Origin of the sequence: Roseospira goensis (assembly GCF_014197795.1) — a bacterium.
GTDB lineage: Bacteria > Pseudomonadota > Alphaproteobacteria > Rhodospirillales > Rhodospirillaceae > Rhodospira > Rhodospira goensis.
This window is the reverse complement of sequence record NZ_JACIGI010000010.1, coordinates 44,243-65,425: the sequence shown is the minus strand read 5'-3', so window position 1 is coordinate 65,425 and position 21,183 is coordinate 44,243. Positions and strand designations below refer to the sequence as shown.

Genomic DNA, 21,183 nt, shown 5'->3' with positions numbered 1-21,183 from the left:
CGAGATATGGCACGCAATCCCAACGAACGGGGCGGTGGCGGCGATCGGGACCGGGGCCGGTCGCGCGGCGGCGATCGCCGCGACGAGCGCGACGACGAGTTCAAGGACAAGCTGGTCCACATCAACCGCGTCGCCAAGGTGGTCAAGGGCGGCCGGCGCTTCGCCTTCGCCGCCCTGGTCGTGGTGGGCGACGGCAAGGGCCGCGTCGGCTTCGGCACCGGCAAGGCCCGCGAGGTGCCGGAGGCCATCCGCAAGGCCACCGAGCAGGCCAAGCGCACCATGATCCGGGTGCCGCTGCGCGAGGGCCGCACCCTGCATCACGACATCAAGGGCCACTTCGGCGCCGGCCGGGTGACCCTGCGCGCGGCGCCGGCCGGGACCGGCATCATCGCCGGCGGCCCGATGCGCGCGGTGTTCGAGACCATGGGCGTGCAGGACGTGGTCGGCAAGTGCAACGGCACGACCAACCCGTACAACATGGTCAAGGCCACGTTCGACGCGCTGCAGAACTCGTTCTCGCCGCGCCAGGTCGCGGCGCGGCGCGGCAAGAAGGTGGGCGACATCATCGGGCGGCGGGACGGCGCGCCGGGCAGCGCGACCCAGGCGCCGGCCCAGGAGGCCGCCGCGGCCGGCGCGGGCAGGGAGTAGGCGAGCATGGCCACTGACGCGAACGCGGCCGAGGGCGGCCGCCTGAAGGTGACCCAGGTGGGCAGCCCGATCGGCCGCACGGCGGACCAGCGGGCCACGCTCGTCGGCCTGGGCCTCAACAAGATGCACCGGTCCCGTGTGATCCAGGATACGCCGGCGGTGCGCGGCATGATCCGCAAGGTCGCGCACCTGGTGACGGTGGAGCCGGCCTGAGCGGCCCGGCTCGCCGCTGTCCGGCGCGCGCGACCGTTTGCGAGAGGGATGTTCCGATCATGAAACTCAACGAACTGCGCGACAACGCGGGCGCGACCAAGGCGCGCAAGCGGATCGGTCGCGGCATCGGCTCGGGCACCGGCAAGACGTCGGGCAAGGGCCAGAAGGGCCAGAAGTCGCGCACCGGCGTGTCGATCAAGGGCTTCGAGGGCGGCCAGATGCCGCTCTACCGGCGCCTGCCGAAGCGCGGCTTCACCAACGCGAAGTTCGCCAAGCACTTCGCCGAGGTGAACCTGGGCCGGCTCCAGAAGGCCATCGACGCCGGCCGGCTCGACGCCAGCCAGCCCATCGACGAGGCCAGGCTGGTCGAGGCCGGCCTGGTCGGCCGTATCCGGGACGGTGTGCGCCTGCTCGGCACCGGCACCCTGACCAGCGCCGTCACCATCACGGTGACCGGGGCGTCGGCCGGGGCACGCGCGGCGGTCGAGGCCCAGGGCGGGACCGTCACCGTGACCGGGCTGGGCCCGGCGGCGGCTCCGGAGTCGGGGTCCGAGTCGGCCTGACCGACGGGCCGTCGCCCCGCCGCGGCGGGGCGACGCTGCCCCTCGGAGGGTCGGGTGGCCGCGTGGTCGGTGTTGACCCGATCCTCCCAGGGGTTGCGTCTGACGCCCGAACTGGGTGTAATCGCGGGCTGCTGGTCGGACGGACGGACAGGCCGTGACGCCTCGTCGTCGCAGCGGGGGGCGCAGTCGCGCACCGGCGGCGCCGGGGGCCGCAGCGGCCGCCGGCCGCGCCGCGCACGAAGCCGCACACGGAAGGGACGGTCGGGGCCGACCACCGGGGCCGGCCGTCCGCGGATTTGGGAGTAGAGCATGGCGTCCGCCGCCGAACAGCTTGCCGCCAATCTCAACTTCGGCGTCCTCGCCAAGGCCACCGAACTCAAGAAGCGCATCTGGTTCACGCTGGGTGCGCTCATCGTTTATCGCCTGGGGACCTACATTCCCCTGCCGGGCATCGACCCGGTGGCGCTGGAGGCGATTTTCGCCCAGCAGCAGGGCGGCATCCTCGGCATGTTCGACATGTTCGCCGGGGGTGCGCTGTCGCGCATGACGATCTTTGCCCTGAACATCATGCCGTACATTTCGGCCGCCATCATCATGCAGCTCATGACCTCCATCAGCCCGACGATGGAGCAGCTCAAGAAAGAGGGCGAGACCGGCCGCAAGAAGATCAACCAGTACACCCGCTACCTCACGGTGTTCATCACCACCTTGCAGGCCTACGGCATCGCGGTCGGCCTGGAGGGCATGAGCGCGGGTGGCTCCAGCGCCGTCATCGACCCGGGGTGGTTCTTCCGCTTCACGACGGTGGTCACCCTGGTGGGGGGCACGCTGTTCCTGATGTGGCTGGGCGAACAGATCACCGCCCGCGGTGTGGGCAACGGCATCTCGCTCATCATCTTCGCCGGCATCGTGGCCAACCTGCCCGTGGCGTTGGCGAGTACCCTGGAGTTGGGCCGCACCGGGGCGCTGTCGCCGGTCATCATCGTCGGCCTGCTGGTTCTGGCGGTGGCGGTGATCGCCTTCATCGTGTTCATCGAGCGGGCGCAGCGGCGCATCCTGGTGCAATATCCAAAGCGCCAACGCGGCAACAAGATGTTCGGTGGCGAGAGCACGCATCTGCCGCTGAAGATCAATACGCCGGGCGTGATTCCGCCGATCTTCGCCAGCTCGCTGCTGCTGCTGCCGATGACGGTGGCCGGGTTCAGCGGCGGCGGCCAGGGCGGGCCGGAGTGGCTGACCGGCATCACCGCGCTGTTGGGTCACGGGCAGCCGCTCTATCTGGCGCTCTACTCGGCCCTCATCATCTTCTTCGCCTTCTTCTACACTGCGGTTGTGTTCAACCCCGAGGACACGGCGGAGAACCTGAAGAAGTACGGTGGGTTCGTGCCGGGCATCCGGCCGGGCAAGAACACGGCGGAGTATCTCGACTACGTGTTGACGCGGCTGACGGCGGTCGGCGCGCTGTACCTGGTCGCCATCTCCGTCATGCCGGAGTATCTGATCGCCGAGGTCGGCGTGCCGTTCTACTTCGGCGGCACCAGCCTCCTGATTGTGGTCACGGTCACCATGGACACCGTGGCCCAGGTCCAGAGCCATCTGTTGGCCCATCAGTACGAGGGCCTGATCAAGAAATCGAAGCTGAGGGGAAGACGGGGATGAGCGAGGCGCGTCGGATCGTCCTTCTGGGCCCGCCGGGCGGTGGCAAGGGAACCCAGGCGAAGCGTTTGGAAGAAAAACACGGCTGGCCTCAGCTCTCCACCGGGGACATCCTGCGCAAGGCGATCGCCGACGGTACGCCGCTCGGGCAGCGCGTCAAGGCGATCCTCGACGAGGGGCGGCTGGTGTCGGACGACGAGATCATGGGCGTGATCTCGGAGCGGCTGGATCAGCCCGACTGCGCCAACGGCTTCATCCTGGACGGCGTGCCGCGCACGGTGGGCCAGGCCGAGGCGCTGGAGGCGTTGCTGCGGGACAAGGGCACGCCGCTGGACGCCGTGATCGAGTTGCGGGTGCCGGACGAGCGGCTGCTGGAGCGGCTGACGGGGCGGTTCTTCTGCGCCCACTGCGGCGCCAACTACCACGACACGTTCCATCAGCCCGAGGTCCAGGGCAAGTGCGACTACTGTGGCCACACCGAGTTCACGCGCCGGTCGGACGACAATCCCGAGACGGTGAAGGGCCGGCTGGCCGCCTATCACGAGCAGACCGAGCCCCTGAAGCCATTCTATGAGGCGCGGGACTTGCTGCGCGTGGTGGATGGCACCCAGGATATGGATGCGGTCACCGCCGATATGGAGCGCGTGGTGGGGGTGGCCTGAGCCCTGCCCCGCGGCGGGGAAATCGAAACCGGTGGCGACTCAGCGGTTGACAGGGGGCGGCGGGTTCCTATAATCCGCGCCCTTGGCGGTCGCCGTCGCCCCAGGACAGTCTGTGCTGTATTCGGCCCCTCCCATGATGTGACGGGCCGAGCATTCGTTTGTTGGGTTGAGGAGAGCGGGTTTTGGCACGAATCGCTGGTGTGAATGTCCCGAGCGGAAAGCCGGTGGGCGTCGCGCTCACCTACGTCTACGGGATCGGGCGGACCAAGGCCAGCCAGATCTGTTCGCAGGTCGGTGTGGACTGGGGGCGCCGGGTCAATGATCTGGGCGAAGACGAGATTCAGCGCATCCGCGAGCTGATCGACAACGACTACAAGGTCGAGGGCGATCTGCGGCGCGAAACGGCGATGAACATCAAGCGGCTGATGGACCTGGGCTGCTACCGCGGCCTGCGTCACCGCAAGGGCCTGCCGGTGCGCGGTCAGCGGACGCACACCAACGCCCGGACCCGCAAGGGGCCGGCCAAGCCGATCGCCGGCAAGAAGAAATAGCAGGCGTCCGCCCGGTCGGTCCGCGCCCGCCGGCCTCGGAGCCGGTGGGCGGCGCCGGGCCTGCGACCCGCGCCGACCCTGGCGACCCTGGCCCGGACGCGGCGCTCGCCGTGCCCGGGCGATGGCGCCTCTCCCGATCACGCCCCTATCACGACGCAGCCGAGACAGGACAAGTCCATGGCCAAACCAGCAGCGAGGCCCAAGCGTCGCGAGCGGAAGAACATCACCTCCGGCATCGCGCACGTCAACGCCAGCTTCAACAACACCAAGATCACCATCACCGACGTCCAGGGCAACGCCATTTCCTGGTCTTCGTCGGGTTCGCAGGGCTTCAAGGGCTCGCGCAAGTCCACGCCGTACGCGGCGCAGGTGGCGGCCGAGGACGCCGGCCGCAAGGCCCAGGAGCACGGCATGAAGACCCTGGAGGTGCAGGTGAAGGGGCCGGGTTCGGGCCGTGAATCGGCCCTGCGTGCGCTTCAGGCCGTCGGCTTCACGGTGTCCGCCATCCGCGATGTTACACCGATTCCGCACAACGGGTGCCGGCCGCGCAAGCGCCGGCGCGTGTAACGCGGATCAGGGGCGCGCGCCGGGGCGCGCGGCCCCGCGTCGTCCCCGCCACCGACCGTGTTCGGGGGGCTGTGGGACGTCCGGGCCGCGCCGACCGGCGCCGTCGTGCGTGCGCAGGGGCGGCGCCCGGTCGCGGTGGTCGGTCCGCCGCCCCATGCCCCCGGCCCTCCGGTGAGGGCCGCCGCGTCCCCCCGCCGCGAAACATGTCCCCGGTCCAGGGTCCCGGTGTCCGACGGCACCGCCACCCTGGCCAGCGGGTTCCGGTTCGGGACCGGGCTGGCGAACCGCCGCGCCAGCCCCCCGCCGCCGCCGAAGAACGGCGCGGAGCCGACCCCGCCAACCCCGGCCGCAGGAAACCGCCATGTCGCTGATCCAGAAAAACTGGCAGGAGCTCATCAAGCCCAACAAGCTCAATGTCCAGCCGGGCGCCGATCCGCGCCGCCTGGCCACGGTGGTGGCCGAGCCCCTGGAGCGCGGTTTCGGCATCACCCTGGGCAATGCGCTGCGCCGCGTGCTGCTGTCGTCGCTCCAGGGCGCGGCGGTGACCGCGATCCAGATCGAGGGTGTGCTGCACGAGTTCTCGTCGATCCCGGGCGTGCGTGAGGATGTCACCGATGTGATCCTCAACGTCAAGTCCATCGCCGTGCGCATGCACGTCGAGGGACCGCGACGCATGATCCTGAAGGCCACCGGCCCCGGGCCGGTCACCGCCGGCCAGATCGAGACCAGCGCCGACATCGAGATCATGAACGGCGAGCTGGTGCTGTGCCACCTGGACGAGGGCGCCACGCTGTCGATGGAGCTGACGGTCAACACCGGCAAGGGCTATGTCCCGGGTCCGATGAACCGGCCGGAGGATGCGCCCATCGGCCTGATTCCGATCGACGCCATCTTCAGCCCCGTGCGCCGCGTCTCGTACAAGGTGGAGAACACCCGCGTCGGTCAGGTGACGGACTTCGACAAGCTCTCCATGCAGGTGGAGACCGACGGCTCGATCACGCCCGACGACGCCGTGGCGCTGGCGGCCCGCATTCTTCAGGACCAGCTTCAGCTCTTCATCAACTTCGAGGAGCCGCAGCACGCCCCGACCGAGCGCGAGGACGAGGAGCTGCCGTTCAACAAGAACCTGCTGCGCAAGGTGGACGAACTGGAGCTGTCGGTGCGCTCGGCCAACTGCCTGAAGAACGACAACATCATCTACATCGGCGATCTGGTCCAGAAGACCGAGGCCGAGATGCTGCGCACCCCGAACTTCGGCCGCAAGTCGCTCAACGAGATCAAGGAGGTCCTGTCCCAGATGGGCTTGCATCTGGGCATGGAGATTCCGAACTGGCCGCCGGAGAACATCGAGGACCTGGCCAAGAAACTCGAAGAGCCGTACTGATCCCCGCGGGGCCGAGGCCAACGGCCCCGCACCGGCCCGTCCCGGGCCCCGCCCGCCATGGCATCGCGGCCGCCTCTTCGGAGCGGCCGGGTGGTGGCGGGTCCCCCGATCCGCTTCGCGCGCGAAGCCCAGACGTGAAAGGAGCCTCCCATGCGACACGGCATGGCGCATCGCAAGTTCAGCCGCACCCGCGGCCACCGCCGGGCGCTGTTCGCCAACATGGCGGCCTCGCTGCTCAAGCACGAGCAGATCAAGACCACCCTGCCCAAGGCCAAGGAACTGCGGCCCATCGCCGAGAAGCTCATCACGCTGGGCAAGCGCGGCGATCTACACGCCCGCCGTCAGGCGTTCGCACAGCTGCGCGATGAGAAGGTGGTGGCGAAACTGTTCTCCACCCTGGCCGAGCGCTACCAGGCCCGTCCCGGCGGCTACACCCGGGTCCTGAAGGCCGGTTTCCGCTACGGCGACGCGGCGCCGATGGCGGTGATTGAACTGGTGGACCGCGACCCCGACGCCAAGGCGACCGACGCCGGACCGACCTGGGAAAACCGGGGCCAGGACGACGACGACGAGGCATAGAGCAGATCGCGCCAAAATGGAATCGCGCCGCGGTCCCATTTTGGCACGGTACTCTGCTCTAAAATCAACAATGTAGAGCCGAGTCACGTTCGAAATCGGACCGCATTTGCGGTTCCGATTTCGTACAATCGGCTCTAGGTCGCGGCGGTCTGGTCGGACAGAACGCCGACGAGACAGAGACGAGACACAGGTGAACAAGGGGGCGGGCCAACGGGCCGGCCCCCTTTTTTCACGCCTGCGTGGTTCGGGACGGGCGGCCGGTGCCCGGCTCGGCGTCGCCGGGCGGGCGGAACGGTCCACCGTCGCGGCGGGCCGGCTGCCCCAGGAGGTCCCACACCGGTCCGGCCGCGGTCGCGTCGGGGGGTGCGTGACCGGTCGCGGCCAGCGTTCCGAGCGCCAGGCGCGCGCCGGGGATCGCGGCGGTGCCGGCCGACGTGGGGTCGGCCTGGGGCCCGGCCTCGACCTTGGCCTTGGTCTTCTGGCGGATCTCCTGGCGGATCGCGTCGTCCACCTCCCGCTTCTTCTCGGGCGGCAGCGCCTCGAACTGCTCGCGCATATAGCCTTTCGCGGCCAGCAACATTTCAAAGTAGCGCTCCTCAAGGGAGCCGTCGATGAGATCGAGGAACGTCTGGGCCGCCTGGCTGCGCCCGTCCGGGGGTGTCTCCCGAGGCGGGCCGCCGGTCTCCCCGGTCCGGGCGGCCGTTTGTGCCGCGTTCCGGGTGTTGAGGGCGGCAGCCTTTGCCGCCCCGGCGCCGGAACTGCCGTCGGTGGGGCGGGCGATCAGGGAGGCGAGACCTGGTGTCATCACGCATCCTCCGCGCGGGTGGGGTTGCGCGTTGAGTGGAGCACGGATCATGCCACTCCAGGTTTCGGGGGCGGCGAGGCTCAGGACTCTGGCTGCGGGGTGGTGACCGGGATCCGCAGATCGGGACCCGTCGGCTCCGGACCCGGCGTGCCGGTGTGATCGTCGCTGGGGCTGCCCCGGGGGCCGTCGCCCGCGGTTCCCGCGTCCGGCCCGGCGGCGGCCGTGCGGCCGGTGTCGTCCCCGTTCCCGTCCAGGCGCGCCAGGGCGGCGGTGGCCTGATCGACGCCCGCGGCGGCGGCCGTGTGCAGCCACGCCCGCGCTGCCATGGGATCGGCGGCGGCGCCGCGCCCCTCCGCCAGCAGGAGGCCGACCTTGTAGGTGGCCCAGGCGTTGCCGGCCCGGGCGCCGAGCTGGTACAGGGCGAGCGCGCGGCCGTCGTCGCGGGGCACGCCCAGGCCGCGCTCGTACAGGCTGGCGAGGGCGCCGGGCGCCGCGTCGACACCCTGCGCGGCGGCCTGCTCGTACCAGGCGCGGGCCATCGCCGGGTCGGCGGGCAGGCCCGCAGCGCCGCGCTCCGCCGCCTTGCCGGCCTCGTACAGCGCCCAGTCGTGGCCGCCCTCGGCGGCCTTGGCGAAATGGGCGAACGCCTGGCGCAGGGTGTCCGGACCGCGTCCGTCGCGGACCAGGATCCGCGCCAACGCGGTGTGCGCCTGGGCCACCCCGCGCGCCGCCGCCTCGGTGTACCAGGCCCAGGCCGCCTGCGGATCCGCTGGCAGCGGGCCGGCCCCGTCCTCGAAGAGGCGGCCCAACTCCAGGGCCGCCCAGGCGTGGCCGCCGCGCGCCGCCTCCCGGAACAACGCCGCCGCCTGCTGCGGCGCGGGCGGGCCGCCCTGGCCACGCAACACCAGCCGGGCGAGGTCGTTGGTGGCCTGCGCCGCCGCCTTGGCGGATCCTGTTTCCCGCACGTGCTGGAGCCAGCGTCGGGCCATCACCGGATCCGGCGGCAGCACCCCGTCCACGCCGTCCCGGGCCACCCGCGCGAGCTGGATCGCCGCCGGTGTGTGGCGCGGCGCCACCCCGCCCAGCAGCGCCACCGCCTGACGCGCCGCCGCCGCATCGCCGCGCTTGAGCAGCAGGCGCGCCGCTTCCACGGCCGCGTGGTCGTGGCCCCGGTCCGCCGCCTCCAGGAACCACCGGATGGCGTCGTCGGCGCGCCCCTGGTCCTGGAGCAGGCGCCCCATGTAGCGGGTGGCCTCGCCGTTGCCGGCCTCGGCCGCGGTGCGCAGGTGGGCCAGGGCCGCGGCCGGGTCGGGGGGCAGGCCCGGGGCGCCCTCCGCCAGCAGCTTGCCGAGAACCACATGGGCAGAGACGCGGCCCTCGTCGGCGGCCCGTTGCAGCACCCTGCGGGCCCGCGCCGGGTCCAGGGGCAAGGGATCGTCCGGGTCGAGGAGGGCGCGCCCAAGGCGCACGCGGACGTAGGCGGGGGCCTCGGCCTCGACCCGATCCAGCAGCGCCAGCGCGGCGGCGGGATTCTCGGGCACGCCGTCGCCCAGCCGGTGCAGGCGGGCCAGGGGCAGGGCGGCGCGGTACTCCCCGGCCTCGACCGCCGCGGTCAGCAGGTCGGCCGCCCGTCCCGGGTCGCGGGCCGTGTGCGTGCCGGCCATCAGCGCCTCGCCCAGGTGCAGCCCGGCGGTCGGTTCCCCGGCGTCCACGGCGGCCGTCAGCAGCGCCAAACCCTCGGCGCGGTCCGCCGCCGCCGCCGCGTCCCGGCCGTCGCCGGCGCGGTCCAGCAGCAGGGTGCCCAGGTCGGCGCGAGCGCGGTCGATGTCGGCGTCGACGGCGCGGCGCAGGAACGGTTCCGCCGCCGCCGGGTCCTTGTCCAGTCCGCCCCAGCCGTACAGCAGCGTCATGCCGACGTAGTGCGCGGCGGGGGCGAAGCCGTCCTTGGCCGCGCGGCGGGCATAGGCCAGCGCCCGGGCCTGGTCGCGCGGCCCCAGCACGTCGGACCCGTACAGGTGGGCGAGCTGGAACTGGGCCTTGGCGTGGCCGGCCTCGGCGGCGCGGGTCCAGGCGTCGCGGGCGGCCTCAACCTGTCCTTCCAGGTTGCGCCGTGCCCCTTCGATGTAGTGATGCCCGGCGACGCCACGCGCGAGGAAGCCGTCCGACGCGGTGCCGCATCCGGCCAGCAGGCCCGGAAGGGACAGCACGGCCGCGAGCAGAACGGCCCGGCCCGGCGGGCCTCCGCGCGCCGACGGTCTGGGTCGCATCCGGGCAGCGGTACCGAAGCAGAAGACGCCGAGCATCAGGCAATAACAATGCTTGCGTTGACCGAGCGTATACACGCAAAGTACCGTGTATCACGGAATGCGGGTCGAGGCCAGATGCATACGAGGATGCCGGTGGCGGTCGGACTGTCCCAAGCGGAACAGAGCCCTGAAGCGGAGGCGGCGGCTCTGGCGCGCGAGGAGGCCGCTTTGGTGGCCCGCCTGCCGTCCTCCCTGCGCGCCCCGATCTTCCTGCCGACCGCGCGCCTGACGCCGGCGGCGCGGGTCGCCGGCCTGCGCCGGGTGGTGGACCTGTACGACGGCCGTTGGGCCGCCGCGCACCGGCCGCGCCTGGCGGCGCTGCGCGACCGCCACAAGGGCCGGCGGGTGTTCGTGCTGGGCAACGGGCCCAGCCTGGGGCGGATCGACCTGGACAGCCTGGCCGATCAGGTCACCATCGGCGTCAACGGGCTGTTCCTGGCCTTCCCGCAGACCCGGTTCCGGCCGACCTACTACCTGGTCGAGGACCACCTGGTGGCCGAGGATCGGGCCGCTGCGCTCAACGGGCTGCCGGCCGGCCTCACGCGCCTGTTCCCGATCACCCTGGCCTATGCGCTCGACGAAGGGCCGGACGTGGTCTGGTTCGACCACCGCCCGCGGCCCGGCTATCCGGACCGCTTCGACGTCTCGCTGGACGCGCTGAGCTGCACCTATGCCGGCTGCACGGTGGCCTTTACCGCGGTGCAGCTTGCCGTCTTCCTGGGCGCGCGCGAGGTGGTGCTGCTGGGGGTCGATCTCGACTACGCCATCCCGGCGGACGCCACCCGCACGGCGGGCGGCGCGGGGGCCGGCCCCGGGGTGCTGGACATGGCCAGCGACGACCCCAACCACTTCCACCCCGACTACTTCGGCAAGGGCAAGCGCTGGCACGATCCCCAGGTGGAGAACATGGGCCGGGCCTTCGCCGCCGCCCGCGACGCGCTCGCGGGCCTGGGGGCGCGGCTGATCAACGGCACACCGGGCGGGCGCATGGACCTGGTGCCACGGGTACCGCTGGACCGGGTGCTGGCCGACAGCACCGCGCCCGCGCCGCGCCTGCTGGTGCTGGATCTGACGCCGGTGGGCGGGCTGTCGGCGACCGGGCAGGTGAAGGCCGCCCTGATGGCGCCGTGGTGCGGCGGGCGGCTGCTGGCGATCACGCCCGATGGCGCGCCCGATCGCTTCACCGTGCACCACCCGGACGGTCGCGCCGAGGCCGGCGTGGACGCCGGCACGGCGGCGGCGCGGGCGCGCGCCTTCGCGCCTGAGGCCCTGTACTACCGGCCGCAGCCGACGCGCGGCCATCTGCATCCGCTGGCCCTGGATCTGGTCGAGGGCCTGGGGGCGCCCCTGATCCTGCACCTGATGGACGATTGGCCGGCGCTGCTGGCGCGCACCGATCCCCTGGTGCATCAGGTCTGGGCGCAGGACCTGGCGTGGCTGGCCGGACGAGCGGCCGTGCGGCTCGGCATCGGCGCGTCGATGGTCGTGGCGTTCCGCGACCGGTACGGCGGCGGCACGTGGGAGGCGCTGGCCAACGGCATCGACCCGGCGGACTGGCCGGCGCGCGACCGGTCGCCGGGGGCGGGCTGTCCGGACCGGCCGTTCGACCTGCTCTACGCTGGGGCGTTGGCCGAGGACATGAACCGCGCCGCCGTGCGCGATGTGGCGGACGCGGTGGACGCTCTCAATCGTGCCGCCGGCCGGCCGCTGGTGCGGCTGGAGCTGCGCGTTCTGCCGCCCTGGATCGCGCCGGCGCGGGCGCTGGCGGCGGACCGGTCCGGGGTTGTCGCCACGGTGGCGGACGATCCCGACCCGGCCCCGTACCGCGCCCGCCTGTGCGCGGCCGACGGCGTGCTGATCGCCTATGCGTTCGACGAGGACAGCCGGCTCTACACCCGCCATTCCCTGGCCAATACCCTGCCGGAGGCGCTGGCGTCGGGGGCGGCGGTGTTCGGCTACGGCCCGGCGGAGCAGGCCACCCTGGCAGCCCTGGCCGAGTCGGGGGCGGCGGTGCGGGTGACGGAGCGCGATCCCGCCGCCCTGCGCGCGGCGCTGTCGGGGCTGGTGTCGGACCCGGCGTTGGCGGCGCGCCTGGGGGCGGCGGGGCGCGCCCATGCCTGCGAGGCCTATGCCCTGGCGCCGCGCCGCGACCGCTTGCGGACGCTGGTGCGCGGGGCCGCGGCCGGGGCCGGCCGGCGGGTGCTGTCCGCCGACCACCCGCGCCTGGACGGCGCCCGACTGGACGAGACCGCGCTGCTGCTCGGCCTGGCCCGGTTCCAGACCACGGCGCCGGGCCTGTTGGTGGATGTGGGCGCGCACCGGGGCGGATTCCTGACCCGGTTCCTGGAGGCCGGCTGGTCGGGGGTGGCAGTGGAGCCGGAGCCGGACAACCGCGCCGCGCTGCGGGCGCGCGTGGCCGACGCGGCGGCCGTCACGGTCGAGCCGGTGGCGCTGTCCGATGCGCCCGCCGCGGCGGCGCCGCTCTACACCGCGCCGGACAGCACCGGGGTGGCCACCCTGGCGCCGTTCCTGGACGGCCACCGCGAGACCGCGCGGGTGCCGGTGGAGACGCTGACCACCCTCCTGGAGCGTCACGGCATGGATGCCGTGGACGTGCTCAAGGTGGACGCCGAGGGCTGGGATCTGCGGGTGCTGCTGGGCCTGGACTGGGCGCGCTGGCGCCCGCGCGTGGTCATGGCCGAGTTCGAGAACCGCAAGACCCTGCGCCTGGGCTGGTCGCTGGGGGACCTGGTGGCGCTGCTGGAGGGGCGCGGCTACCGGGTGTTCGTGAGCGAATGGCACCCGGTGGTCCGTTACGGCGCGCGCCACGACTGGCGCCGCCTGATCCCCTGGCCGCCGGGAGATGCCGACCCGTTGCCCGACCCTGACGGCTGGGGCAACGTGATCGCCGTGTGTCCGGACGCCGGCCTGCCCAACGACGACGCCCTGGCCGGCATGGTGCGGGCGGCGCTGACCCTCGATCCGCGACCGGAGCCGGTGCAGGACACCGACCCCGTGGCCCCGCTGGAGACGCGGCCCGGTGATCCGGCCGCCGCGCCGACGCCGGCGCCCGACACCACGCCACTCGCCGCGCCGCCCGCCGCGCCGGCTCCGTCCCCGCTGCCGCCCCCCGATCCCTGGTGGCGGCGCGGGCGGGGGCTGGCCGGGGAGATGGCGGCGGTCCTGGGCGGCTGGCGGGCGCCGCTGGCCGGGGGGCTGGTGGTGGCGGCCGGGGCCGCGCCGCTGGTGCCGTGGCCGGGGTCCTCGCTGCTGGCCGCGCTGGCGATGAGCGGGGCGCTGGGCTTCGCGGCCTATGGTCATGTGCGCGGGCGCCGCCTGGAGCGGCTCGACCGGCACGCGGCGGCGCGGGCGCAGGAAACCAAGCTGAAGCGCCACGTGGGCTGGCTGCGCGATGACCTCGCCGGGCTGGAGGGCCGGCTTGCGGCGGAGGGGGCGGCCCGCGCCGGCCCGGCCGCGACCCTGGCGGCCGATCTGGCGACCGCGCGCGACGCCGAGCGCCGGGCGCGCGAGGACGCCGATCGCCATGTCGAGGCCGCCCTGACGCGCCACCTGGGGCGGGTGCGCGACGCGCTGGCCGCGGCGCTGGCCGCCGCCGAGGATCGCCTCGCGGCCGCCGAGGACCGACTTGGCGCCGGGGAGCAAGAGGTCGGACGGCTGGCCGGGCGGGTCGCCGACGGTCTCGCCGCCCAGGCGGCGGACCTCGCCGCTGCCGTTCGGTTCGTGGACCGCGCCCTTGTGGAGGCGGGCGAGGCCCTGGCCGCGACGGCGTCGGCCCGGGATCTGGAGGCCGCGACCGGGTCGCTGTCCAACCACCTGACGGCGCTGGACGCGCGCCAGGCCCGGGACCGGCGCGGGCTGGCCGAGACGGTGTCCGGGATGCGGGCGGATCTGGCGCGCGAAGGCGCGGCCCGCGATGCGGCCTGGCAGGCGGCGGTGACCGAGGCCGAGCGCGCCGCCGCCCGGGGCGACCGTGCCGTGGCCGCGAGCTTGACCGGGGCGCTGGCCGATGACCGCCAGCGCACCGGGGCTGCCCTGGCCGGGCTGCGCGGCCGCCTGGAGGAGCAGTCTCTGGCGCCGCGCCTGGCGGCCCTGCGCTGCGACCTGGAGCATGCCGGGGCGCTGGGGGCGGCCCGCTTCCAGCCCTTCCCGCGCGGCCTGTCGGACACCGACGTCGCGCGCCTGCGCACCGTCTGGCTGCCGGCCCTGGGCCTGCCCGACATGACGCCGCGCGCCCTTGGCTACCTCGCGGAGCGTCTGCTGGCCCGCGAACGGGCCGGCGGCGGCCGCCTCGCCTGTGCGCTGCCGGCGGCCCTGCTGCGGGCGCTGGCGGCGCGGGCCAGCCCGGGGCCGGACCTGCGCGCCCTGGAGGTGGGGGTGCTGTTCGGCCTCGGCCTCGCCGTCCTGGCCGCCGGGGTGGAGGGGCAGGGGCGGCGGCTGCGGCTGCTTGGCCTCGATCCCCTGGACGGTGGCAGCTACGGCGCCGCCGCCGACCCGGTCACCGGCGCGCCGGTCACCGCGCCCATGGTGCGCGCCGTGCTGGCGCGGGCCGGGCTGCCGCGCCATGGCGTCACCCTGGTGCGCCGGCGCAGCGACGACCCGGTGGCGCTGGCGCGGGTGCGGGCCTGGGCGCGGCCCGATGGTCTGGGGCTGCTGGTGCTGGACGGGCGCCACGACCGCGCCGGGCTCGCCGCCGACTGGGCCCGGTTCGCGCCGCTGCTGCGGCCCGGTGGGCTGGCGCTGATCGACGACGTGGGCGCCGCCGCGTGGCCGGACGTGGCGCCGTTCGTGCGCGAGGTGGCCGCCACGACGCCCGGCGTTCGCCTGCTGGGCACGGATTGGGAGACGGCCGTGCTGCGCCGGGAGGCCGTGCCGTGAGCCGCCCGGTCGAACCCATCGGCGGGCCGGGCGGGCGGCGGCTGGCGGTGATCCTGCCGTCGCTGTTGTGCAACTACGACTGCCCGTATTGCCGCATCAAGAGCAAGCGCCGCCAGCCGGGCGAGCATGCGCTGTCGGACTGGAGCGCGGCCCTGATCGGCATCGGCGCGCCGCTGGTGCATGTGGCGGGCGGTGAGCCCACGGTGCTGAAGGGGTTCGCGGCTTTCGTGCTGGGATATCCGGCACCGCTGCGCATGACCACCAACCTGTGGCGCGATCCCACCGCCTGGCCACCGGGGTTCTGGGAGCGGTTCGAGTACGTCACGCTGTCGTTCCATCCCGACTTCACCGGCTTCGACGCCTTCGTTGCCCGCGCCGCCGCCCTGCACGGCCTGTTCGACCGCCGCCCGGCGCTGCGGCCGCGCCTGACCTGCACGATCGTGGCCGATCCGCGCTGGATCGACGCGCTGCCCGGCTGGATCGCCCGCTTGCGGGCGCTGGGGCTGGCGGCGCGCGGCCAGTATCTGAACCGGCCGGTGGGTGATCCCACGCCGACCTACAGCCCGGCCGCGCTGGCCCGGCTGCGGGCGTCGGGCGTACCGATGAGCAGCGACGGGCCGGGGCAGGAGGCGTATCCGTCGACCGGCTCCCGGCTGTGCGATGCGGGCACGGCCTATTGCCACATCGACCCGTTCGGGACGGCGCGGCGGTGCTCCCGCGACCGGCTGGAACTGGGCAACCTGTTCGACGGCTCGTTCGCCTGGCGGACGGGCGATCACCGCTGTGATACCGCCTGTACCGAGGCCTGCGACCGCACCTTCACGCGCCGGCAGCCGCTGGGTGGGGCGGAGACTGGGGCGGAGACTGGGGCGGAGGCCGTGGGGGCATGACGGCGCGGCCGTGGGTGCGGGTGGTGGTGGTGACCCTGAACGAGGGACCGCTGCTGGCGCGCTGCCTGGCGGCGCTGTGTGCGCAGACCGATCCGGGCTTCGAGGCGGTGGTGGTCGCCAACGGCAGCGATCCCGCTGCGCTGGCTGCGGCGCTGCCCGACGATGCGCGGATCCATGTGGTCCGTCTGCCGGACAACATCGGCTATTCCCGCGCCAACACCGTGGGCGCGACCCACGACACCGGCGCGCCGCCGGCGCCGTTCGTGGCCCTCCTCAACCCGGACGCGTTTCCGGATCCGGACTGGCTGGCGGCGCTGCGGGCGGCGAGCCGGCGCCATCCGCGCGTCACCGCGTTTGCCAGCCTGCTCTCCGACGCCGCCGATCCCACCCAGTGCGACGGCCTGGGCGACGAGATGATGCCCCTGGCGCTGGCCTGGCGCGGCGGTCAGGGGCGGCCGCTGCCGCCGTCGCATCGGCTGGTCGAGGGACCGTGCTTTTCCGCCTGCGCCGCGGCTGCGCTGTACCGGCGCGCCGCCTGGGATGCGGCCCGCGGGTTTCCCGATGCCTTCTTCTGTTACTGCGACGACACCGACCTGGCCTACCGCCTGAGGCTGCGCGGCGGTGCCGTGGTGTGCGTGCCGACGGCCCGCGTGGCGCACGTGGGCTCGGCCACCAACGGGATCGACAGCGACTTCATCCGCTACCACACCAGCCGCAACCGGATCTGGCTGTTCGTGCGCTGCACCCCCGGGCCGCTGTTCTGGCCCCTGCTGCCGGGGTTCGCGGGGCTGGTCCTGCTGCTGCTGGGGCGGGCCGCCTGGCGTGGCCGGCTGGCGGTGGACGCCCGCGGCGTGCGGGACGGGCTGCGGGCCCTGCCGGCGGTGTGGCGCCAGCGCCGGGTGATCCAGCGCGCTCGCATGGTGCCGTGGTGGACGATCGCCGGCGTCCTGACCTGGGATCCGCGCCGGCGGCTGGCGCGGGCGCCGGCCCCGGGACGGGTGCGGCCCCCATGAGCGGCCGGACGGTGGTCGTGGGCCCCGACGTGACGCACCAGCCCGGTGACGCGCGGGACTGGCGGCTGGTGCTGCCGCCGTGCGACCGGCTGGTGGCGCCGGGCGGTGTGCGGTCGCTGACCGCGTCCGTGCTGTGGGCGGCCTGGCGCCAGCGCGTGCCGGTGGTCGCGGTCCGCGACGCCGGCGGCGTCTGGCGCGAGACCACGCCGGCCGCCCTGCTGGCCGGGCGGGCGGGGCGGCGGTTGCGGGCGATGGGACCGGGGGCGGCGGCGCTGGCCTGGGCACGGGTGCTGGCCTGCGATCGGCCGGTGTGCGGACGGGCCGAGGGGCCGGTGGTGATGGTGGTTCCCTCGCTGGCCGGCGACGGCGCCCAGCGGCAGATGGCGATGCTGGCGGGCGGGCTGGCGGCGCGGGGCTGGCCGGTGCGGGTGCTGGTCCGGCACCTGCGGGATCGGCCGGGGGCGGCGGCGCTCGCGCCGGGGCTGGCGGCGGCCGGGATCCCGGTGGCGGTGTGGACCGATCCGCCGCCCCATGACACCCCGGGGCTGGCGCGGCTGGAGCGGGCGGCGGCCGGCCTGCCCGACGCCCTGGCCGGAGACCTGCTGGCGGTGGCCGGCTGGCTGGCGGCGTGGCGGCCGCGGGCGGTGCATGGCTGGCTCGACGGCACCGCCGTGGTGGCGGGTGTGGCGGCGGCACTGGGGGTGCCGGCGGTGGTGGTGGGCCTGCGCAACCGGGCGCCGGACCGCCATGGCCACCCGCTGGCCGGGGCGCTGCGGCCAGGGCTGGCGGCGCTGGCGCGCCATCCGGCGGTGACGGTGACCGGCAACGCGGCGGCGGTGGCGGCCGATCATGCGCGCTGGGCCGGCATCGCGGCGCCGCTGGTGATCCCGAACGGCGTCGCCGTCCCCGCGTCGGGACCACCCCCGGCCGGGCTGGCGCCACTGGTCCTGGGGGTGTTCCGGCTGGTGGCGCACAAGCGGCCGCTGCTGTGGCTGGATGTGGCGGCGCGGGTGGCGGCGGCGCGGCCGGACGTACGGTTCCGCCTGCTCGGGGACGGGCCGCTGCGGGGTGCGGTGGCGGCGCGGGCCGCCGCCCTGGGGGTGGCGGTGGAGGCGCCCGGCTGGGTGCCGGAGGTCGGGCCACACCTGGCCGAGGCCGCCGTGCTGCTGCACGTCTCCGCTGCCGAGGGCCTGCCCAACGCCATCCTGGAGGCCCAGGCCGCCGGCGTGCCGGTGGTGGCGGCCCCGGCCGGTGGGGTGGCGGAGGCGCTGGCCGGGCTGCCGGTCGCGCCGCCGACACCGGCGGCGGTGGCGGCGCGGGTCGTGGATCTGCTGAACGATACGGGGGCGTGCGCGCGGCTGGCCGCGGCCGGGCGGGCACACATGGCGCGGCTGACGCCGGCGGCCCTGGTGGCCCGTCACGAGCGCCTGTACGACACCCCGCCGTGTCCGGGCGACGAGACCCGGCGCCACGCCCGGGCGGTACGGCTCCGTCCGGCCGGTCTGGCGCGCAGCCTGGGCACGCTGGCGCGGCTGGGGCTGCGGGGCGAGGGGCGGGAGATCGCGCGCCGGGTGGCGGGGCTGCGCGGGCGGCCCGCTCCCATGCCCGCGATGCCTCCGCCACGGCCGGCGCAGCCGCCGCGGCTGTCGCCGTCCCTCGAAGGGCACCGCCCGCTGCCGGTCGCCCCGGCGGGGGAGGGTCCGCTCCGGCTCGCCTGCGTCGGCGAGACCTGGAGGCGTGATGGCGCCCCGCTCAGCCTGTGGGAACTGGCGAGCGGCCTCGTGGGGCGGGGCGCGGTGACCCCGGCCCTGTCGCTGGTGCTGCACGACGGTCCGCTCGGTGCGCTGTGGGCGGCGGCGGGCTGGCCCGTGACCCGCATCGCCCCGGGCCGGCTTCTGGGGGTGCGGGACCTGGACCGGCTGGCCGCGCGCGTGGCGCAGGCCCTGGCCGACAGCGGGGCGGGGGTGGTGCTGGTCAACGGCCTGCGCGCCTTCGCCGGCGCGATCGCGGCCCGCACGCTGGGACGCCCCGCCCTATGGGTGATCCGGGAGCCGGGACCGGAGGCGCTGGCCGACCTGTCGGTTTCGGTGCAGGCGCGGGCGCTGGCGGCGCTGGCCGAGGCCGACCGGGTGGTGTTCGTTTCCCATACGACGGCGCGGGCCTGGGCCGCCTGGGTGGCGCCGGATCGCGCCACGGTGATCCCCAACGCCCTGCCGCCGCGGGCGGAGGGGGCGCCGTCCCGGATGTCGTCCGGCGCCGGGGGGGACCGGGAGGACCGGGTCCTGCTGGCCGCCGGGGCGCTGGATCCGCGCAAGGGGCCGCTGGACCTGATCGCCGCGCTCCCGCTGCTGCCCGACGCCCTGCACGGCCGGGTGCGGCTGCTGTGGGCCGGCCGCGACGCCGAGGGCTACGGCCGCCGCGTGCGCGCCGCCGTGGCGCGCCTGCCCGATCCCTGGCCGCGGCGGGTCGTGTTGCTGGGGGAGCGGGCCGACATGGCCGCGCTGTGGGCGGCGGCGGACGTGGCCGTGTGCCCCAGCCGGGCCGAGGCCGCGCCCCGGGTGGTGCTGGAGGCAGCCCGCGCCGGTCTGCCCGTGGTGGCGACCGCGGTCGGCGGCATCCCGGAACAGGCGGCGCGCTGGCCCGCCACCTGGCTGGTGCCGCCGGCCGACCCGCCGGCGCTGGCCCGGGGGCTGGCGGCGGCACTGCGGGCGCCGCGACCCGCCGCGCCGGCGGGCGACGATGGCGCGCGCTACGGCGCACTGCTGGACTCCTACACGGCGGTGCTGCGCGTCCTGGCGGGACAGGCATGAGGCGGGCGGCGCGCGGGGTCGCTTTCCTGGGGCTGTCGCTGCTGGCGGCGGCGTGGCTGGCGCACGCCCTTGGGCGCGGGGCGCCGGCCGATCGGGCCGAGGCCGCCGTCGTCGAGGCCCTGGGCCAGGGCCGCCCGGCGCGCTGGCACGATGCGGCGAACGCCTGGCGGGATGCGCTGGCCCTCTCCCCCGCCGATCCCTTCGCCTGGACCGGACTGGCGTGGACGGAGGCCGCGCGCGGCGCGCCTGCGCCCTATGTCGACCGTCTCATGGACCGGGCGGCGGCGCTGGCGCCGCAGGTGCCGGAGATCGCGCGGGCCCGGGCGGCGTGGACGGCGTCGCGCCCGCCCCCAGCAGCACCAGCACCGTGACCGCCAGCGCCGGCGTCTGCATCGAGAAGTCGAGCAGCCCGTGCAGGCCCGCCATCACTCCGGCCGCCGCCGCCAGCCGCGCCACCGGGTCGCCGTGCCGCCGCGCCCGCCGGACGGCGGCCGCCACCAGCACGACGTAGGCGCCCATCAGCGCCAGCGCCGCCGGGATCCCGAGCTCGGCCAGCAGCTCCAGCGGCACGGAATGCGCCTCCAGCACCAGGGCCTCGGCCAGCGCGGCGTCGCGGATGTGGTGGTAGAGCACCGGGTAGCTGCCCAGGCCGTGGCCGGTCCAGGGGGCGGCGGCGATGGCCTCCAGGGTCACGCGGTACAGGTCCCAGCGCAGATCGCCAAGCACCAGGACCGGGTCCAGCCGCGCCAGCAGCCGGTCCCAGCCCAGGGCGGCCAACCCCAGCGGCGCTGCGAGCAGGGCGGTGCCGCCGGCCGCGAGCGCCCGCCACGGCGGCCGGCCCGGGCGCAGCAGGGCGAGCGTGCCCAGACCGGCGGCGACGCTGACCAGACCCCAGCGCGACTCCGACAGCAACGCCGCCACCAGCGTCAGTGCGGCGGCGGCCTGCCAGAGCCGGCGGCGCTGCCGTGTGACCGCCGCGCCGGCCGCGACCAGGGCCGCCGCCGCGCCGAGGCCGGCGTAGACGCACCAGGCGTTGCGGTTCACGAAGGTGGCGGTGGCGACGTCCTGGTAGATCCACTTGTCGATCCAGCCGATGCGGTGGCTGCCGCTGAGCAGGTCGGCCAGCGCGTAGATGGCCAGCCCGGCCGTTCCGGCCGCCAGCACCCGCATCAGACCCAGGCGCGCGGCCGGCGGGCCGAGCACGGCCGCGCCCAGCCACGCTGCCGTGCCGTAACCGATCAGCCGCAGGGTGCCTTCGACCGTGGAAACGGGCGTCAGCGACAGCGCGCCCCAGGGCGGCCGGCCGGTCAGGGCGGCCAGGTCCTGCCAGTGCGGCAGCGCGGTCCCCAGGCCCGGCGCGGCCTGCACCAGCGCCCAGGTGACCGCAATCCCCGCCAGGGTGAACGCACACGCACCCGCTCGGGTGGGGGGCGGACGATCCCCCCGCATGGCGCTCCAGGCCGCCAGCGCGAACAGCAGCAGCAGAAGCAGCGCCGTCGACCAGGGCCGGTTGCTGGCCAGCGGCAGCGGCGCCCACACCAGGATCGCCGCCAGCGGAACCAGCCGCGGCGGACCAGGGGGCCGGTCGGCACGAAGGACGGGGAGACGGATCCGGGGCGGGGCCATGGGTTCCAGGATAC

Annotated in this window: 17 protein-coding genes; 14 read left to right on the top strand and 3 right to left on the bottom strand. The window is 74.9% G+C overall.

Annotated features, from left to right (window positions below; genetic code table 11):
* Positions 1-6: 6 nt before the first annotated feature.
* The 9 genes from rpsE (at position 7) to rplQ (ending at position 6,823) form a co-directional block, all read left to right on the top strand.
* Entirely contained in the window at positions 7-648 is a 642-nt protein-coding gene (gene rpsE, locus GGD88_RS07745; protein ID WP_184433758.1) for a 30S ribosomal protein S5, read from the top strand.
* 6 nt (positions 649-654) lie between these two features.
* Positions 655-861: a 50S ribosomal protein L30 gene (gene rpmD, locus GGD88_RS07740; RefSeq protein ID WP_184433755.1), complete on the top strand. Its 207-nt coding sequence runs from the start codon at positions 655-657 to the stop codon at positions 859-861.
* Between the two features lie 59 nt (positions 862-920).
* Positions 921-1,424 (top strand): 50S ribosomal protein L15, encoded by a 504-nt coding sequence (gene rplO, locus GGD88_RS07735; protein WP_184433752.1) that lies wholly within the window; start codon positions 921-923, stop codon positions 1,422-1,424.
* 309 nt (positions 1,425-1,733) lie between these two features.
* Positions 1,734-3,083, top strand: coding sequence for a preprotein translocase subunit SecY (gene secY, locus GGD88_RS07730; RefSeq protein WP_184433749.1), 1,350 nt, complete (start codon positions 1,734-1,736; stop codon positions 3,081-3,083).
* Positions 3,080-3,742, top strand: coding sequence for an adenylate kinase (locus tag GGD88_RS07725; protein WP_184433746.1), 663 nt, complete (start codon positions 3,080-3,082; stop codon positions 3,740-3,742). Before secY ends, GGD88_RS07725 begins: the two co-directional genes overlap by 4 nt.
* A 182-nt stretch (positions 3,743-3,924) precedes the next feature.
* Positions 3,925-4,293 carry a 30S ribosomal protein S13 gene (gene rpsM / locus GGD88_RS07720; protein ID WP_184433743.1) on the top strand — a complete coding sequence of 123 codons (369 nt, stop codon included), beginning with the start codon at positions 3,925-3,927 and terminating at the stop codon, positions 4,291-4,293.
* 177 nt (positions 4,294-4,470) lie between these two features.
* Complete coding sequence (gene rpsK / locus GGD88_RS07715; RefSeq protein WP_184433740.1) at positions 4,471-4,860, top strand: 30S ribosomal protein S11; 390 nt, start codon at positions 4,471-4,473, stop codon at positions 4,858-4,860.
* A gap of 367 nt (positions 4,861-5,227) precedes the next feature.
* On the top strand, positions 5,228-6,244 hold the full coding sequence (locus GGD88_RS07710; protein ID WP_184433968.1) for a DNA-directed RNA polymerase subunit alpha: 1,017 nt from the start codon (positions 5,228-5,230) through the stop codon (positions 6,242-6,244).
* 150 nt (positions 6,245-6,394) lie between these two features.
* The gene (rplQ, locus tag GGD88_RS07705) at positions 6,395-6,823 is read left to right on the top strand and encodes a 50S ribosomal protein L17 (RefSeq protein WP_184433737.1); all 429 of its coding nucleotides are present in this window, start codon (positions 6,395-6,397) and stop codon (positions 6,821-6,823) included.
* A gap of 229 nt (positions 6,824-7,052) precedes the next feature.
* Here rplQ and GGD88_RS07700 read toward each other — a convergent pair whose 3' ends face one another.
* A complete protein-coding gene (locus GGD88_RS07700; RefSeq protein WP_184433734.1) occupies positions 7,053-7,628 on the bottom strand; it encodes a hypothetical protein in 576 nt (191 codons plus the stop codon).
* A gap of 80 nt (positions 7,629-7,708) precedes the next feature.
* Complete coding sequence (locus GGD88_RS07695) at positions 7,709-9,835, bottom strand: SEL1-like repeat protein (RefSeq protein WP_184433731.1); 2,127 nt, start codon at positions 9,833-9,835, stop codon at positions 7,709-7,711.
* Between the two features lie 174 nt (positions 9,836-10,009).
* On the opposite strand from GGD88_RS07695, the gene GGD88_RS07690 reads away from it, so the two are divergent.
* From GGD88_RS07690 to GGD88_RS07670, 5 genes are read left to right on the top strand one after another with little or no spacing between them, the layout of a single operon-like run.
* A complete protein-coding gene (locus tag GGD88_RS07690; RefSeq protein WP_184433728.1) occupies positions 10,010-14,830 on the top strand; it encodes an FkbM family methyltransferase in 4,821 nt (1,606 codons plus the stop codon).
* Complete coding sequence (locus GGD88_RS07685; protein WP_184433725.1) at positions 14,827-15,720, top strand: radical SAM family protein; 894 nt, start codon at positions 14,827-14,829, stop codon at positions 15,718-15,720. The genes GGD88_RS07690 and GGD88_RS07685 overlap by 4 nt, the downstream gene beginning before the upstream one ends.
* A complete protein-coding gene (locus tag GGD88_RS07680) occupies positions 15,717-16,733 on the top strand; it encodes a glycosyltransferase family 2 protein (protein WP_184433722.1) in 1,017 nt (338 codons plus the stop codon). The genes GGD88_RS07685 and GGD88_RS07680 overlap by 4 nt, the downstream gene beginning before the upstream one ends.
* A complete protein-coding gene (locus GGD88_RS07675; RefSeq protein ID WP_184433719.1) occupies positions 16,730-19,543 on the top strand; it encodes a glycosyltransferase in 2,814 nt (937 codons plus the stop codon). Before GGD88_RS07680 ends, GGD88_RS07675 begins: the two co-directional genes overlap by 4 nt.
* Positions 19,540-19,914: a hypothetical protein gene (locus GGD88_RS07670; protein WP_184433716.1), complete on the top strand. Its 375-nt coding sequence runs from the start codon at positions 19,540-19,542 to the stop codon at positions 19,912-19,914. The genes GGD88_RS07675 and GGD88_RS07670 overlap by 4 nt, the downstream gene beginning before the upstream one ends.
* Here the strand turns inward: GGD88_RS07670 and GGD88_RS07665 are convergent.
* Positions 19,811-21,169 (bottom strand): O-antigen ligase family protein, encoded by a 1,359-nt coding sequence (locus GGD88_RS07665; RefSeq protein WP_184433713.1) that lies wholly within the window; start codon positions 21,167-21,169, stop codon positions 19,811-19,813. The genes GGD88_RS07670 and GGD88_RS07665 overlap by 104 nt on opposite strands.
* Positions 21,170-21,183: the final 14 nt, after the last annotated feature.

Coding starts and splice junctions, on each gene's coding strand:
- GGD88_RS07680 (WP_184433722.1), top strand. CDS start 15,717: ATGACGGCGCGGCCGTGGGTGCGGGTGGTGGTGGTGACCCTGAACGAG.
- GGD88_RS07700 (WP_184433734.1), bottom strand. CDS start 7,628: ATGACACCAGGTCTCGCCTCCCTGATCGCCCGCCCCACCGACGGCAGT.
- GGD88_RS07725 (WP_184433746.1), top strand. CDS start 3,080: ATGAGCGAGGCGCGTCGGATCGTCCTTCTGGGCCCGCCGGGCGGTGGC.
- GGD88_RS07675 (WP_184433719.1), top strand. CDS start 16,730: ATGAGCGGCCGGACGGTGGTCGTGGGCCCCGACGTGACGCACCAGCCC.
- rplQ (WP_184433737.1), top strand. CDS start 6,395: ATGCGACACGGCATGGCGCATCGCAAGTTCAGCCGCACCCGCGGCCAC.
- secY (WP_184433749.1), top strand. CDS start 1,734: ATGGCGTCCGCCGCCGAACAGCTTGCCGCCAATCTCAACTTCGGCGTC.
- rplO (WP_184433752.1), top strand. CDS start 921: ATGAAACTCAACGAACTGCGCGACAACGCGGGCGCGACCAAGGCGCGC.
- GGD88_RS07670 (WP_184433716.1), top strand. CDS start 19,540: ATGAGGCGGGCGGCGCGCGGGGTCGCTTTCCTGGGGCTGTCGCTGCTG.
- rpmD (WP_184433755.1), top strand. CDS start 655: ATGGCCACTGACGCGAACGCGGCCGAGGGCGGCCGCCTGAAGGTGACC.
- rpsE (WP_184433758.1), top strand. CDS start 7: ATGGCACGCAATCCCAACGAACGGGGCGGTGGCGGCGATCGGGACCGG.
- GGD88_RS07690 (WP_184433728.1), top strand. CDS start 10,010: ATGCATACGAGGATGCCGGTGGCGGTCGGACTGTCCCAAGCGGAACAG.
- rpsK (WP_184433740.1), top strand. CDS start 4,471: ATGGCCAAACCAGCAGCGAGGCCCAAGCGTCGCGAGCGGAAGAACATC.
- GGD88_RS07665 (WP_184433713.1), bottom strand. CDS start 21,169: ATGGCCCCGCCCCGGATCCGTCTCCCCGTCCTTCGTGCCGACCGGCCC.